The sequence below is a fragment of the Soonwooa sp. genome (assembly GCF_030151385.1).
In the GTDB taxonomy this organism is placed as follows: domain Bacteria; phylum Bacteroidota; class Bacteroidia; order Flavobacteriales; family Weeksellaceae; genus Soonwooa.
The window spans coordinates 1-14,941 of the sequence record NZ_JASLDS010000019.1 but is presented as its reverse complement, the minus strand read 5'-3'; the positions used below and the strand labels follow the sequence as shown (position 1 = coordinate 14,941).

Annotated in this window: 15 protein-coding genes; 14 read left to right on the top strand and 1 reads right to left on the bottom strand. The window is 34.2% G+C overall.

The window, feature by feature from the left end; all coding sequences use genetic code 11:
* A complete protein-coding gene (locus Q1V95_RS02675; protein WP_300670006.1) occupies window positions 1-1,356 on the bottom strand; it encodes a PDZ domain-containing protein in 1,356 nt (451 codons plus the stop codon).
* A 241-nt stretch (window positions 1,357-1,597) separates the two neighbouring features.
* Here Q1V95_RS02675 and Q1V95_RS02670 point away from each other — a divergent pair, with 241 nt between their 5' ends.
* From Q1V95_RS02670 to Q1V95_RS02605, 14 genes are all read left to right on the top strand, one after another.
* Window positions 1,598-2,440, top strand: a complete 843-nt coding sequence (locus tag Q1V95_RS02670; protein WP_300670004.1) for an energy transducer TonB — start codon at window positions 1,598-1,600, stop codon at window positions 2,438-2,440.
* 177 nt (window positions 2,441-2,617) lie between these two features.
* A complete protein-coding gene (locus Q1V95_RS02665) occupies window positions 2,618-3,391 on the top strand; it encodes an AAA family ATPase (RefSeq protein ID WP_300670002.1) in 774 nt (257 codons plus the stop codon).
* 79 nt (window positions 3,392-3,470) lie between these two features.
* Window positions 3,471-4,373 carry a ParB/RepB/Spo0J family partition protein gene (locus Q1V95_RS02660; protein WP_300670000.1) on the top strand — a complete coding sequence of 301 codons (903 nt, stop codon included), beginning with the start codon at window positions 3,471-3,473 and terminating at the stop codon, window positions 4,371-4,373.
* Window positions 4,363-4,992, top strand: a complete 630-nt coding sequence (locus tag Q1V95_RS02655; protein WP_300669998.1) for a DUF5683 domain-containing protein — start codon at window positions 4,363-4,365, stop codon at window positions 4,990-4,992. Before Q1V95_RS02660 ends, Q1V95_RS02655 begins: the two co-directional genes overlap by 11 nt.
* A gap of 10 nt (window positions 4,993-5,002) precedes the next feature.
* On the top strand, window positions 5,003-5,707 hold the full coding sequence (dapB, locus tag Q1V95_RS02650) for a 4-hydroxy-tetrahydrodipicolinate reductase (protein ID WP_300669996.1): 705 nt from the start codon (window positions 5,003-5,005) through the stop codon (window positions 5,705-5,707).
* 66 nt (window positions 5,708-5,773) lie between these two features.
* Window positions 5,774-7,441 carry a signal peptidase I gene (gene lepB / locus Q1V95_RS02645; protein WP_300669994.1) on the top strand — a complete coding sequence of 556 codons (1,668 nt, stop codon included), beginning with the start codon at window positions 5,774-5,776 and terminating at the stop codon, window positions 7,439-7,441.
* Window positions 7,442-7,583: 142 nt separating this feature from the next.
* Window positions 7,584-8,186 carry a WbqC family protein gene (locus Q1V95_RS02640; protein ID WP_300669992.1) on the top strand — a complete coding sequence of 201 codons (603 nt, stop codon included), beginning with the start codon at window positions 7,584-7,586 and terminating at the stop codon, window positions 8,184-8,186.
* A 12-nt stretch (window positions 8,187-8,198) separates the two neighbouring features.
* Window positions 8,199-9,887, top strand: coding sequence for a S8 family serine peptidase (locus Q1V95_RS02635; RefSeq protein WP_300669990.1), 1,689 nt, complete (start codon window positions 8,199-8,201; stop codon window positions 9,885-9,887).
* Between the two features lie 118 nt (window positions 9,888-10,005).
* The gene (locus tag Q1V95_RS02630) at window positions 10,006-10,512 is read left to right on the top strand and encodes a lipocalin family protein (RefSeq protein ID WP_300669988.1); all 507 of its coding nucleotides are present in this window, start codon (window positions 10,006-10,008) and stop codon (window positions 10,510-10,512) included.
* Window positions 10,513-10,527: 15 nt separating this feature from the next.
* Complete coding sequence (locus tag Q1V95_RS02625) at window positions 10,528-11,220, top strand: OmpA family protein (protein ID WP_300669986.1); 693 nt, start codon at window positions 10,528-10,530, stop codon at window positions 11,218-11,220.
* An 87-nt stretch (window positions 11,221-11,307) separates the two neighbouring features.
* Window positions 11,308-12,192: a UbiA prenyltransferase family protein gene (locus Q1V95_RS02620; protein ID WP_300669984.1), complete on the top strand. Its 885-nt coding sequence runs from the start codon at window positions 11,308-11,310 to the stop codon at window positions 12,190-12,192.
* Between the two features lie 2 nt (window positions 12,193-12,194).
* A complete protein-coding gene (locus tag Q1V95_RS02615; protein WP_300669982.1) occupies window positions 12,195-13,511 on the top strand; it encodes an FAD-binding oxidoreductase in 1,317 nt (438 codons plus the stop codon).
* Between the two features lie 9 nt (window positions 13,512-13,520).
* Window positions 13,521-14,246 carry an SDR family NAD(P)-dependent oxidoreductase gene (locus Q1V95_RS02610; protein WP_300669980.1) on the top strand — a complete coding sequence of 242 codons (726 nt, stop codon included), beginning with the start codon at window positions 13,521-13,523 and terminating at the stop codon, window positions 14,244-14,246.
* An 11-nt stretch (window positions 14,247-14,257) separates the two neighbouring features.
* Window positions 14,258-14,845 carry an HAD family hydrolase gene (locus Q1V95_RS02605; protein ID WP_300669978.1) on the top strand — a complete coding sequence of 196 codons (588 nt, stop codon included), beginning with the start codon at window positions 14,258-14,260 and terminating at the stop codon, window positions 14,843-14,845.
* Window positions 14,846-14,941 lie beyond the last annotated feature (96 nt).

Sequence of the window (14,941 nt, the reverse complement as noted above, 5' to 3'; positions counted from 1 at the left end):
TTATTGCTCTTCGTAAGGGATTGGGTCTTTTAGTTTAATATTGAAAGTCATTGGTAATTCATTTCTTAATATTTCGATTTTGATGTCTTTGCCCTCTTGTGATTTTAGGATTTTATTAATTTTAGATAAAGTCATATTTGATGTTAGTTGGTTATCAATTTTTACCAAAACATCAGCTTTTTGTAATCCTGCAAGTTGCGCTGGTGAATCTTTTCGAGTACCAGCAATCACGAATTTCGGTTTTAAAGTAAATTTGTACTGAAAATCATCTTGTGCTTTGTATGCTAATGTTCTGCCAGAAATATTGTCATCGGACGCTCCTGTTTGCTTCTTGGTTTCCACTTTCACAAGGTCTTGCTCCCAAGACATGCCGTCTTGTCTAACTTCGATACCGCTGAGATCAAATAAAAAAGGATCATCGTAGTATTTGTTTTTTTTGAAATAAACTTTCTTATTGCTGTAGTCAAAAATTGTATTAAATCTCCTGATGATTTCTGCGCCGATGGAGCCTTTTCGGTTCGGAACCAATTGTAAATGTGCAATTGAAGTTGGATCTGGCATCGCAACTAAAGGTGTTTTGAATTCAAAGTTTCCAAAATATAAACCGTGAATCCTACTTCGTTTACCATAAATATCACCACTAAACCCAGCACCCAAATAATCATCAATATTTGGTCGATTGTAATTGAATCCCGGAATTAATGTTGGGAAAAGCCAAACAGAATCCGCGTTTCCAGAATCTAAAAGTAGTTTAGAGCTTTTCTTTTCGTGCGTCATTTCGACATCTGCAAACATATAAGGTTTGTTTAACTCGATGCTAAGGTCAAAATCCTCGAATTTTTTAATTCTATTGTTAAACTTTTTTTGACTGTTGTAGATGATTAGTTTTTGAGAGACATAATCAATTTCGATGGGATAGTTTTTGAAAAGTTCATAGCCAATAATCCCATTAACAGAATAGCCAAGACTTGGAGAAATATTAAAATCTTCGTTTAGGATGATATTAAGTTTGTGTCCACGGTCAATGAATTTGTCATCGATGTTAAAAATGTTGTTGATGGATTTTAGAGCTTCGATGTCGATGTTTTCACCAAGTCCAGAGAATTTTATTTTTTCAACATTATTAAAATTTACTTTTTTATTATCAAGGCTAAATAAAACTGTTTCCGAAACGCCTGTATCAACCAAAAAATTTAGCGGAACGCTGTTGATATTGATTGGGATGATAATAAGGTTGTTGACGTTGACGAATTTTATTTCGACTTTATCAACTTTGGAATCATAGAATTGAAATCCACTTTGCGCAAATAGCAAAATCTGAATATTTAAAAATACAAATGTAATAAAGGATTTCATGATGTTAAAATACTAATTATTTATTGAAAATCGCTTTTTATATTTAATATTATTTATGAAATGTTGAATTGGTGTTAATTTGATTGATTTGTATTTTATTATGAATCGAATTGTTAAAATTTGATTTTGTTGATTATTTATTTGTTAAATGGTATTCTTTTTGGTTTGCTAGTAATTAATATTAAATATTATTGAAGAGTGGATTAATTTTTAAATATTACTAACAATTAAATTTTATGAAATGGAAAATTTATTAAAGGAACTTCAAAAAAGAAGTTTAGGATTAGATGAAGTGGTTTTCGAAAACCGAAACAAAGCTTATGGTGCTTATCAATTAAGACACGACTACAGTCACAATTTGTCGAAAGCAATGTTTTTCGGGATTGGATTATTTATCAGTGTAGCTGCTCTTCCGTTTATTATTAATTCTTTTAAAACAGAACAAGTTGCTGATGTTTTGCCGCCAACTGGCCCTACAATCTTAAGAGACGTAAGCCAACCTGAGGTTGTTCCACCACCGCCTGCGGCAACACCACAAGCGCAACCAACAGTAAAAACAGTTGAGCATATTGTACCAACACCAACACGAGAGGTTAAACATGAGAAAACTTTGGCTTCAAAAAAAGACTTAGATAATGCTGCGATTGGCTTGCAGACTCATGAAGGTCCAGTATCACCGACGCCTTACGTTCCGATTGTGCCACCAAATATTATTCCTAGTCATGTACCAGTAACGGTACCTGTGCCGCAAGTGCCGATTGTTAAAGATGTTAATGAAATCCCGAAAAAAGTTGATTTTGAAGCGAGCTTCAAAGGAGGTTTGGATGCTTTCCGAAAAGCTGTTGGCGAAAACGTTAATACGAATGCTGTTGATCAAACTGGTGTGGTAAGTGCTGTTGTTACCTTTATCGTAGAGCGAGATGGTACTATTTCTAATGTGAAAGCAAAAGGTACAGATGCTGATTTTAACAAAGAGGCAGAACGTGCTATTAAGAATATTAAAACAAAATGGACACCAGCAAAATTAGATGGTGAGTTCGTGAGATCTTATTTTAAAATTCCGATTTCTATCCAGATTGAATAATTCCCTCTTTTTTAATTATTTAAACGGGCTCGATATATTTATCCACATTAATTTCAAAATGTGGATAATTTTTTTTTATGTCTATCTAGCTGAAATTTAATTAATTAAGGATTCTGAAAACATCCTTGTGGAAATGACATTTTAAAAAAGTGTATTTTTGAAAATTAATTGAATTTTATGGCAAAGATTATAGGTGTAGCGAATCAAAAAGGTGGTGTTGGTAAAACAACAACTGCTGTTAACTTAGCATCAGCTTTAGGTGTTTTAGAAAAGAGAATCCTCATTATTGATGCGGATCCACAGGCGAATGCAACCTCGGGTTTAGGAATCGAAGAAGTTAATTCCTCGACTTATAACTTGCTAGAACATAGTGCTGAAGCTAGAAAGTGTATTTTGCCAACAAGTTCGCCTAACGTTGATATTATCCCATCGCATATCGATTTGGTAGCTGCCGAAATCGAATTAGTAGATCGCGAAAACCGTGAATACATGATGCGTAAAGCTTTGGAATCGGTTAAAAAAGATTATGATTACATCATTATCGACTGTGCACCAAGTTTAGGTTTAATTACAATTAATGCCTTAACAGCGTCTGATTCTGTGATTATTCCGATTCAATGTGAGTATTTTGCATTGGAAGGTTTGGGCAAATTATTGAATACCATCAAAAACGTTCAAAAAATTCATAATCCTGATTTGGATATCGAAGGTCTTCTTTTAACAATGTATGATAGTCGTTTGAGATTGTCCAACCAAGTGGTAGAAGAAGTTAATTCGCACTTTCCAGAAATGGTTTTCGAAACGATTATTAGCAGAAATGTTAGATTGAGCGAGGCGCCAAGTTTTGGGGAAAGCATCCTAAAATATGATGCAGAAAGCAAAGGGGCGATTCAGTACATTCAGTTAGCTGAGGAAGTTCTATTGAAAAATGAAAAATTAGTAAAATCTTAGTGATTAAAGTTTTTTACTAAGAGCTTGTTTGGTTTATTATTTCTAAAATTTTAGACCGACTCAAAATCTTATTTAAAATATGAAAGATAAAAAAAGAGCAATGGGTAGAGGTTTGGGAGCTATCCTCAACGCCGAAAGCAAAAGTCTTATCAATACTGCGCAAGATGCTGGTGCAGAAGATTTGGTAGGAAGTATTGTTGAGGTTGCTATCGAAGATATTTACCCAAATGCCAACCAACCAAGAACTTATTTTGACGAAAAAGCTCTGAATGAGTTGGCACAATCTATCACGAATCTTGGCGTTATCCAACCAATTACGTTGCGTAAGGATGGCGAAAAATTCGAGATTATTTCTGGTGAACGTCGTTATCGTGCGTCAAAGTTGGCCGGATTAACAAGTATTCCGGCATATATCCGTTTAGTAAATGACCAAGAGTTGCTAGAGATGGCGCTTGTGGAGAATATCCAACGTGAGAATCTTGATGCAATAGAAGTTGCTTTAACTTACCAAAGATTATTAGAAGAGATTGGATTGACGCAAGAAAAATTAAGTCAACGTGTTGGTAAAGAGCGTAGTACGATTACCAATGCAATCCGATTGTTGAATTTGGCGCCAGATATCCAGAATGCGATTAGAAGTGGGCAGATTTCTGCTGGACATGGTCGCGCTATTATTAGCGTTGAATCTGAGGACGATCGCAAGAAATTGTTTGACAAGATTTTGTTAGAGCATCTTAATGTTCGTCAAGCAGAAAAGATGGCTACACTTCTTAAAAATCCTGAGAAAAAGGAAAAAGTAGAGAAGGTTGTTAGTCTTCCGAATCATATCAAAAAAGCTCAAAAAGCTTTGTCAGATATTTTTGAAACCGAAGTGGAAATTAAATCTACTGCAAACGGAAAAAAAGGAAAAATCGTTCTAGATTTTAAAAATGAAAACGAATTAGAATTCATTCTTTCTAGATTAAAAATAGATGAAGTATAGAATTTGTTTGCTTTTGATGTTGTTGCTTTCGGGATTTAGCTTTGCTCAAATTACGTTCGACACCATCAGAACAGATACAGTAAAAGCCAACACAGGAATTAAAAAATCCGACAAATCGGATGTTCAGATTCTTGATGAAATCAATCAAAAAAACGCAACACAAGGCGTTGTCAAATACAGTCCTATGAAAGCAGGGCTGTATTCTGCTGTTTTGCCAGGACTTGGTCAATATTACAATAAGAAATATTGGAAAATCCCAATCGTTTGGGGAGCCGTTGGTACGGGTGTTGGTATTGCGCTTTGGAATCAAAAGAATTACAATCGGTACAGAAATGCCTTTGTAGCAGAACTTAACGGACAACCACACGAGTTTTCGAATATTCCTGGTGTGGACAAAAATGTCTTAGGAAATGCCCAAGACCAATACAAAAGGCAGCGCGATTATGCCATCGGCATTGCAGGACTTATCTATATTCTTAATATTGTTGATGCCGTTGTTGATGCGCATTTGTACGAAGGTCGCAAAGATCCAGATTTGGCAATTACACCAGTTGTAATTCCAGATCAATATAGCGTTCAGCCATCCAAAGCTGGACTAAGTTTTAATTACAGATTTTAAAAAAGTAAACATGAAAATTGCATTAGTAGGATATGGAAAAATGGGGCAAATCATCGATGATATTGCTCAGCAAAGAGGCCACGAAGTTGTTGCGCGACTTAAAGAAACGCCAACTGTGGGAACACTAAACAATGCAGACGTTGTTATTGAATTTTCTAATCCTGAAGCTGCTTTTAAGAATATTAAATTTTGTCTAGAGCAACAGATTCCTGTCGTTTGTGGAACAACTGGATGGTTGGACAAAAAACCTGAAATCGAAAAAATCGCTGTTGACCAAGGTACAGCTTTTATATATGGTTCCAATTTTAGTTTGGGGGTTAATTTGTTTTTTGCAATTAATGAAAAATTAGCGCAGTTAATGCATCCATTCAAAAGCGAATACAATTGTCAGTTAGAAGAAATTCATCACATTCATAAAAAAGATGCGCCAAGTGGAACTGCGATTTCCATTACGGAAGGGATTATTAAAAATTCTGATTTTGAATCTTGGAAGTTGGAAGAAACACATGGAAAAGAGTTAGGGATTTTTGCAATTCGCGAAGATGAAGTTCCTGGTACACACAGTGTTTATTACAAATCCAATGTTGACGAAATTGAATTAAAGCATAGAGCATTCAATAGAAAAGGATTCGCGCTGGGTGCGGTTATCGCTTCTGAATGGATTGTTGGCAAAAAAGGCGTCTTCGACATGAAAGATGTTTTAGGTTTGTCGTAAAATTGTAACATTTTTTATATTTGTTTACTAATCATTAAAAAATATCAAATCATTAAATAAAAATCTATGGATTATATCTTACAATATAGCATTTATGTCTTGATTGTTAGCGTGCTGATGGGGCTTTCGACATGGAAGCTTTTTAAGAAAATGGGCTACAATCCGCTTTTTGCATTTATTCCATTTTATAATTATCTCATTATTCAAAAAGAAACAAAACATCCGAAATGGTGGGTTGTGCTTGCTTATTTTCCAATTGTTGGACCGATTATGATGTCGGTTTTTCATATTTTCTTGATGAGAAAATTTGGAAAGTCTAATTTTGTAAATGCTTTATTGACGGTGATTCTGCCATTTATTTATATGGCTACTGTTAATTATTCTAAGGATCCAGAAATCGAAGAAGAAGATATTGAAGAAGAAGGCAAAAAGAAGGAAACTTTCATTGGTTCTGTGACTTTTGCAGTTGTTTTTGCAACAATCATCCACACGTTTATTACGCAACCTTTCGGGATTCCAACAGGATCGATGGAAAGAACCTTGCTTGTTGGAGATTTCTTGTTTGTAAATAAACTTAATTATGGTTACAGAATGCCAATGCGTCCTGTTGCTTTGCCTTTCTTGCAAGGGACAATTTTTGATGCTGGGCAAAAAGGAAATCCAAAAGATGACCCTAAATCTTATGTGGAAGCCGTTAAATTACCATACTTAAGATTGCCAGGTTGGGAAAAACCAGAGAAAAATGATATCGTTGTTTTCAACTATCCAGATGACTCTGTACACGTTGCAACGGACAGAAAAGATCCTTATGTTAAGCGTTGTGTGGCTGTTGGTGGTGATGTTGTAGAATTCCGCGCTGGTAGATTATTTATCAATGGTAAACCAGAATTTGTAAAAGGTGATCAAGAAATTCAGCACAAATATTTGGTTAGAAGTTCTTCTCAATTGGATATTCCTGGTTTGTATAAAACTTTCGGATTCTTACCAGTTGTTGAAGGTCAAGATGATAAAGGTTTTATTTATCAATTCCAAGGTTTAACGGATAAAATCAGAAATGAAATCAAGCAAATTCCAGGTGTTGAAAGCGTGGAAGAAGATGTTATGAAGCAAGGTTTGGCTTCGGTTGCTTATTACAAGTATGCAACAGATGCAAGTGGAAATTATATGCGTGATGCTAATGGTTATCCAGTGCCTGCTTCTAGAATAGACTCGACAAATAGTATTTTCCCAATTAACAAAGCTTGGAATCAGGATTGGTATGGTCCACTTACAATTCCTAAAAAAGGTGATGTTATTACACTTAATCAAGACAATTATCCAGAATACCACAGATTAATCAGTGTTTACGAACATCATAAATTGGAAAACAAAAACGGAAAATTCTTTATCGATGGTAAAGAAACCAACCAATATACAGTTCAACAAGATTATTATTTTATGATTGGTGATAACCGTGATGCGTCGTTGGATGCACGTTTCTTTGGTTTTGTTCCAGAAGAAAATATTGTTGGAAAGCCAATGTTTACGTGGTTGAGCGTGCAAGGACTTTTCCCTGATGCTAACTCTAGCTATCAAGCCGACAAAAAAATCCGTTGGGACAGAATGTTCAAAGCTGCTAACACTGGAGAAGCTAACAAAACTTCTTATTGGTGGGTTGCTGTGGTAATCTTGGTGGTGTTCTTTGGATGGGATTACATCATGAAGATGTTTAAAAAGAAAAAAGAAGACGAATAAAATTTCTAAATAAATTCTAAGAGTCTGTTTCAAAGTATTATTAAGGTATCTTGATGAAAATTTTAAAGCAGACTCTAATTTAGGTTCAAAATTTTAAGCATAAAAGCTAAGATTTTGAACCTTTACTTTAATATAAAGAAAGATGAAGACTATATTACCTCTGTTTTACTTTCCGCCAATTTCTTGGTTTAAAGAATTTCTGAATGCGGATAATGAAGTTGTTTTAGAACAATTTGAAAATTTCCCGAAACAAACTTATCGTAACCGAACGAATATCTATGCGGCAAATGGTAAGTTATCTTTGATAATTCCAATTCAGCATAAAGGCAAACAGTTGTATAAAGATGTTAAGATTTCTTATGCTGAAGATTGGCAAAAGCAACATTGGAAGTCTTTGACATCGGCTTATCAAGCTTCTCCTTATTTTGAATATTACGAATTAAAGTTGGCTAAAATTTTCAAAGAACAGCCGTTAACTTTATTTGACTTAAATTTGAATTGTTTAAAAGTTGTTTTAGATATTTTAAAAACTGAAAAGGAATTTAATCTTTCAACAGAATATGAAGTTTTGCCTAAAGATGATGATTTCAGAAGTAGATTCTCTGCAAAGCAAGAAACTGATGGGCGTTTTCCAGAGTATTATCAAACCTTTTCGGATAAAGATGGTTTTTTGAAAGATCTTTCGGTCTTAGATTTGATATGTAATCTCGGGCCAGAAAGCCGAGCTTACATTAATAATTTATAAACTTTATATAATATGAAAAAAATCGCAATTGCAATTTGTTATTTAACAGGATTCGGATGGGCGCTAGCTCAGAATACGCCATTGACAGATAAAGATAAAGATTTGATGACATGGTATCATAAGGATTTTGCAACCACGAAAGTCTATGGAGTTAATACACAGAATGCATATAAATATTTGGAGTCTAAAGGTCTGAAACCCAAAACGGTAGTTGTTGCTGTATTAGATAGCGGAGTACAAGTTGACCATCCTGCTTTAGCTCCAAATATGTGGAAAAATCCAAAAGAAATTCCTAATAATGGTATCGATGATGATAATAATGGTTATGTTGATGATGTCTACGGGTGGAATTTCTTAGGAAACAAAACCAAAGATGTTGATGTAGATAATTTAGAAGTAACAAGAGTTGTTAAAAAATACAAGCCTATTTTCGAAGGTGCAGATTCTACGCAGAATAAAGCGAACCAAGCTAAAATGCCAGAAGACTTCGCAATGTACATGAAGGCTAAGGATGTTTTTACTAAAAAAGGTACTGAGGCTAAAGAAGGTTATCAAACTTATTCGATGATTGAGCAAGTTATTCCCAATGCTGAAAAACTTTTGGAGGGAAAAACTTTAAGTGCTGCAACATTAGCAACTTTGACGCCGACAACGCAACAAGATGCTATGGCTTTGCAAGTCCTAGCGCAACTTGCTCAGAATAAAGATATGCAAGGGAAATCAGGTAAGGAAGTTGGTGATTTTTTAAGAAAAGATATTAAAGAAGCTTTAGATTATTTTAAAAATCAAGCTGAAAAACAATATAACTTAGACTACGATCCTCGTGCCGAAATGGTTGGAGACAACTACGATGATTATTCTGAAAAGAGTTATGGTAACAACCGTTATCAAGGACCTGACGCTTTGCATGGTACACACGTAGCTGGTATTATTGCTGGCGTACCACAAGGTAAAGAAGTTCAATATGGTGTGGCAAGTCGTGTTGCTAAAATCATGACAGTACGTGCGGTGCCAGACGGTGATGAGAGAGATAAAGATGTTGCGAATGCTATTCGTTATGCTGTTGATAACGGTGCTAAAGTAATGAATATGAGTTTTGGAAAACCTGTATCACCTGGTAAAACTCATGTTTGGGACGCTATGAAATATGCAGAAAGCAAAGGGGTATTAATGGTGAAAGCAGCTGGTAATGATAATGAAAATCTACAAGAGCATGCTTATTTTCCGACTAATTTTAAATCTCAATCGGACGACAAACCATTTGTGACCAATATGATTGTTGTAGGTGCTAGTACTAATGATAATGCAGCTTTGCGTGCAGGATTCTCTAACTACAATCAAAAAATGGTAGATGTTTTCGCACCTGGTGAAGAGATTTATTCTTCTGTGCCGACTTCTACTTATAAATACGAACAAGGAACATCAATGGCTTCGCCTGTTGTTGCTGGTGCTGCGGCAGTATTGTTAGCATATATGCCAAATCTTACACCGGCACAAGTTATCGAATCTTTAACGAAGTCTGTCAATAAAAGTACAGCCAATGATTTTGCTAAGCAATCTATTGCGGGTGGTGTTATCGATGTTAAAAAAGCAGCAGAATATGCTTATACGCATTTTTATGATGGCAAAAATCAAACATCTACACAAAAACAACCTGTAAAGGCGACTAAGAAAATAATAAAAAAAAGTGTTAAAAAATAAAACTTTTTGATATATAAGCATTTAATTAAGAAAATGTCAAAATTATTTTGACATTTTTTTTTGTAATCTGATTTTGGCATAGTTTTTAATACTTATAGAACATCTAATTGTTTTGACTATGAAAAATTTACTTTTATTAGGAGTTTTAGGAACGAGTTTGTTCTTAACTTCATGTAAGACAGCTAACGCAGCAGATTCTAATACAGTTTCGGCTAAAGAAGCACAAACAAGAAGAGCGGAAGCTTTGAAAATGAAAGGAACTTGGGAAATTACAAGTGTGGACTATGACAAGTCTTATAAGATTAAACCTTTTGATGAAGGTGCAGATGCACAATGTTTTGTGGGAAGTCAATGGAAATTAATTCCTAACAATTACACTGGTAGCTACACAATTAATGGTGGTGGCGCTTGCCCAACAGTAACGCAACCAATTTCTTTTGAGGTTACTAAATTCAATGAGTTTAAATTCAAAAAAGTAATGACGGGTGAAAAAGCTAAGCAAGTAACCGCAGGTTATGTAATGGAGCTTCAGAACCTATCTCAAAGTAATTTTACTTTAGTTCAGAATGTAAATTTTGAAGGAAGTCCAATCAAGGTATATTACAATTTTCAAAGAGTACAATAAACAAGAAAATAAATTATGAAATACTTTAATAAAACAAATATTGCAGCTTTATTTATTAGTTCAACTTTAATGTTGACAAGTTGCGAAAGTGTAAAAAATGCTAACAATACTCAAAAAGGTGCAGCAATTGGTACTGCCGCTGGTGCGATTTTGGGTGGTATTCTTGGTAATAATATTGGTAAAGGAGGTAATGCGCCTTTGGGAGCAGTTCTTGGTGGTGTTGTTGGTGGTGTTGCTGGTGGTGTAATTGGTAACAAAATGGACAAACAAGCCAAAGAAATTAAAGAAGTTCTTCCTGGTGCTGAAGTAGAAAGAGTTGGTGAAGGTATTAAAGTAACTTTGCACGAAAACACAGTTAACTTTGACTTTAACTCTTCTAATTTAACAACTTTAGCTAAGTCAAACTTAGATAAATTGGTAACCGTTCTTAGTAACAACCCTGATACCAATATTAATATTTATGGACATACAGACAGTATTGGTACAGATGCTGTTAATATGAAGATTTCTCAACAAAGAGCTGCTGCAGTTAAGAATTATTTTGTAGCACACGGTATTGCAGCATCAAGAATGTTCACTGAAGGGTTGGGTAAAACAAGTCCTGTAGCATCTAATGATACTGATGCTGGTAGAGCGCAAAACAGAAGAGTTGAGTTTGCAATTACTGCAAATGAGAAAATGATTCAAGATGCCTCACAAGGTAAATAAGAATTAAAAACATAAAACATAGAAAAACCGCAAGTTGCGGTTTTTTTATTATCAGATAATTCTTAATTTTGGGATCTAATAATACAAATGGGAAAATATCTAAAACTTATTCGAGTAGAACAATGGGTCAAAAACTTATTTGTTTTCCTTCCTTTATTTTTCTCTGGAAATATTACTAATGTTGATTTATTTGTAAAAAGTGTTTTTGCGTTTATTGTTTTTTCGTTTACTGCAAGCTCTATCTACATCATTAATGATTATATGGATATTGAGTCGGACAAAAAACATCCAGAGAAAAAAAATCGCCCTTTAGCAAGTGGTGTTATTTCTAAAGCGACTGCAATTACAATCTTTTGTGGACTTATAATTACAAATGTTTTATTAATAGTTTTTGGATCACAATATTTCCATGAAGATCTTACAAGATTTACCTTGATTATTGGAGGTTATTTTGTAATGAATCTACTGTATACCTTCAAACTAAAACACGTTGCAATTATTGATGTTTCTATTATTGCAGTTGGATTTGTACTTCGAGTTCTAGCTGGAGGTTATGTTACAGGACTTAAGATTTCGCAGTGGGCAATTCTATTGACTTTTGTTCTAGCAATGGTTTTGGCAGTTGGAAAACGACGTGGAGAATTGATTAATGCACAAGTATCAGGAAGAACTCGAAAAGCCTTAGACGGTTATAATATTCAATTTGCAGATATTGCACTTTGTATTTGTGTGACTTTGGCGATTGTTTGTTATTTGATGTTTACCTTATCACCAGAAGTACAACATAGATTTCATGAACGTGTATTCTACACAGTGTTTTTTGTGATTTTTGCTTTTTTGAGATACTTGCAGCAAACTCTTGTTTATAATAAAACCGAATCACCAACAAAAATTGTCTATAAAGACCACTATATTCAAGTGACACTTGTAATGTGGCTTCTTACTTTTTTGTTGCAGATATACTATAAATAATTATGAAACCGAACTTTGTTCAAAAAGTTTCCAATTGGGGAAATTATCCAATTGTGGAAGTTGAAATGAAATCTGAAGATTCGCTTTCACAAATTAAAAATTTTGTTGCAGATCGCAATGAAGTTATTGCTAGAGGTAATGGCCGTTGTTATGGAGATGCATCTTTAGGCAAGCATGTTTTTTCAACGAAAAGATTAAATAAGTTTTTAGCATTTGATAGACTTAATGGTGTTATCGAATGTGAATCTGGTGTTTTATTATCAGATATTTTGGACGTTGTTGTCCCACAAGGTTACTTTCTTTATGTAACACCAGGTACCAAGTTTGTTAGCATTGGAGGAGCCATCGCATCAGATGTTCATGGTAAGAATCATCATGCAGAAGGTTGTTTTTCTGAGTATGTAATAGAGTTTAAAATTCTTAATGAAAACTCCGAAGTTATAGTATGTTCTCGAGAAGAAAACTCAGATTTGTTTTGGGCAACGATTGGCGGAATGGGACTTACAGGAATTATTCTTTCTGCCAAAATCAAACTTAAAAATATTGAAACAGCTTACATTCGACAAGAAAGCATAAAAGCGGATAATTTGGATCAGATTTTCCAGCTATTTGACGAAAGTGAAGATTGGACTTATAATGTTGCGTGGATTGATTGTTTACAAAAGGGTAAAAATATTGGACGCTCTATTCTTATGCGTGGAGAACATGCATTAAAGGCTGAGGTTACTAAGTCGAAAGGTCAAAATCCTTTGCGTTTAAAACCGAAATTCAGTCCGAATGTGCCTTTTTATTTTCCTGGTTTTGTGTTGAACAGTTTATCGATTAAACTATTTAATTGGCTTTACTTTAGTAAACAACGCTCAAAGCACGTTAATTCATTTGTAGATTACGAGACGTTTTTCTATCCTTTGGATGCTATCAAAAACTGGAACAGAATCTATGGTAAAAAAGGTTTTATCCAATACCAAATGGTCATTCCAAAAGAGAAAGGTAAAGAAGGTATGAAACGTATTTTAGAATGTATTGCCAAAAGTGGGAACGGTTCATTCTTAGCGGTACTCAAGTTATTTGGTAAAGACAATCCACAAGCTTACAACTCTTTCCCGCAGGAAGGTTATACTTTGGCTTTGGATTTTAAAGTTAATTCTAAACTTAAAAAATTAATTGCGCAATTAGACGAAATTGTAGAAGAATTTGGTGGTCGAATTTATCTTACCAAAGATAGTATGAGCAAAAGTAGCTTGACGGATTATCTCAAAAATGTTGAGAATTCCAAATTTATGTCAATGCAACATCAACGTATCCATAATCCCTCTTAATTCTACAAAATGATAGTAATAGGTGCTAATTCGGAAGTGGCGCAAGCTTTTGTGGAATGCTGCTTAAAGAAAGGTGAAAAATTTAAAACTTTATATTTATTAAGTTCAAATACGGCGACTTCGGAGAAGTTTGCAAATCATATTAATGTTAAATATCTTCAACATACCGAAGTTTTAGAATTAGACGTTCTAAAAGAAATTGACTACAAAAATTTTGATCAAATTGACTCGGATTTGTTGTTTTGTGCGAGTGGTTATCTAGGTTTAGGAACTGAGGAAGGTCTTTATGATGATAAAAATACAGAACGCATCCTTGATATTAATTTTTCTAAATTAGTACCAGTTCTCAATCATTTTGCAAAAAAAATGGAGTCCAAAAGACAAGGAACGATGATTGTTCTATCATCAGTTGCTGGAGATAGAGGGCGTCAAAGTAATTTTATTTACGGAAGTGCAAAAGCTGGTCTTACGGCTTATCTAAGTGGATTAAGAAATTATTTGTTCGATAAAAAAGTTCATGTTTTAACAGTTAAGCCTGGTTTTATGGCTACGAAAATGACAGAAGGTTTACTACTCAATCCGACTTTGACTGCAACACCAGATCAAGCGGCAAGCTCAATTTATAAAGCTTATAAAAGCAAAAAAAATACAGCTTATGTTTTGCCAATCTGGAGTATAATAATGATGATCATCAGGAACATTCCTGAGTTTATATTTAAAAAATTAAAACTTTAATTGTTTTAAAAATGAAAAAACTGTACGTATTCGATTTTGACGGAACGCTAACCTACAAAGACACGATGTTTTTGTATCTTAAATATTTCAACCCGTCGAAGTATAGATTTCAGTTTTTGAAGCATGCACCGCTTTTTGCTTTGGTTAAACTAAAACTCGCGGATCCAGAAACAGTGAAGAAAAGCTTTATCGCTTCAATTCTAAAAGGTCAAACAGAAACAAAACTTAACCAAGTTGCGAACCAATTTTTTAAAGACCAATACCCAAAGCTCATTCGTGATAATGCGTTAGATTTTATTGATAATATTAAAAAAGAACAAACGGATTCTTATATTGTCACAGCGTCGCTAGATATTTGGGTTCGACCATTTGCCGAAAAATTTGGGATGCAATTGTTAGCAACCAAAGCTGATTATCAAAATGGCGTATTTACAGGAAAATTTGCAAGCAAGAATTGCAACGGCGAAGAAAAAGTGGTTAGAATAAAAGAGGCAATTAATGGTCAAAAGTTCGATAAAACCATAGCTTTTGGAGATACTTCCGGAGATAAGCCAATGTTAAAATGGGCAAATGAAAGTTTTTATCAATTTTTTCACTAATTTCGTATCAACATAAATGAGGCACATCGCTTCATTTTTTTTTAAAATTTTTTAGTAAAAATGGAAAAGGTATATTTAGACAACGCAGCAACTACG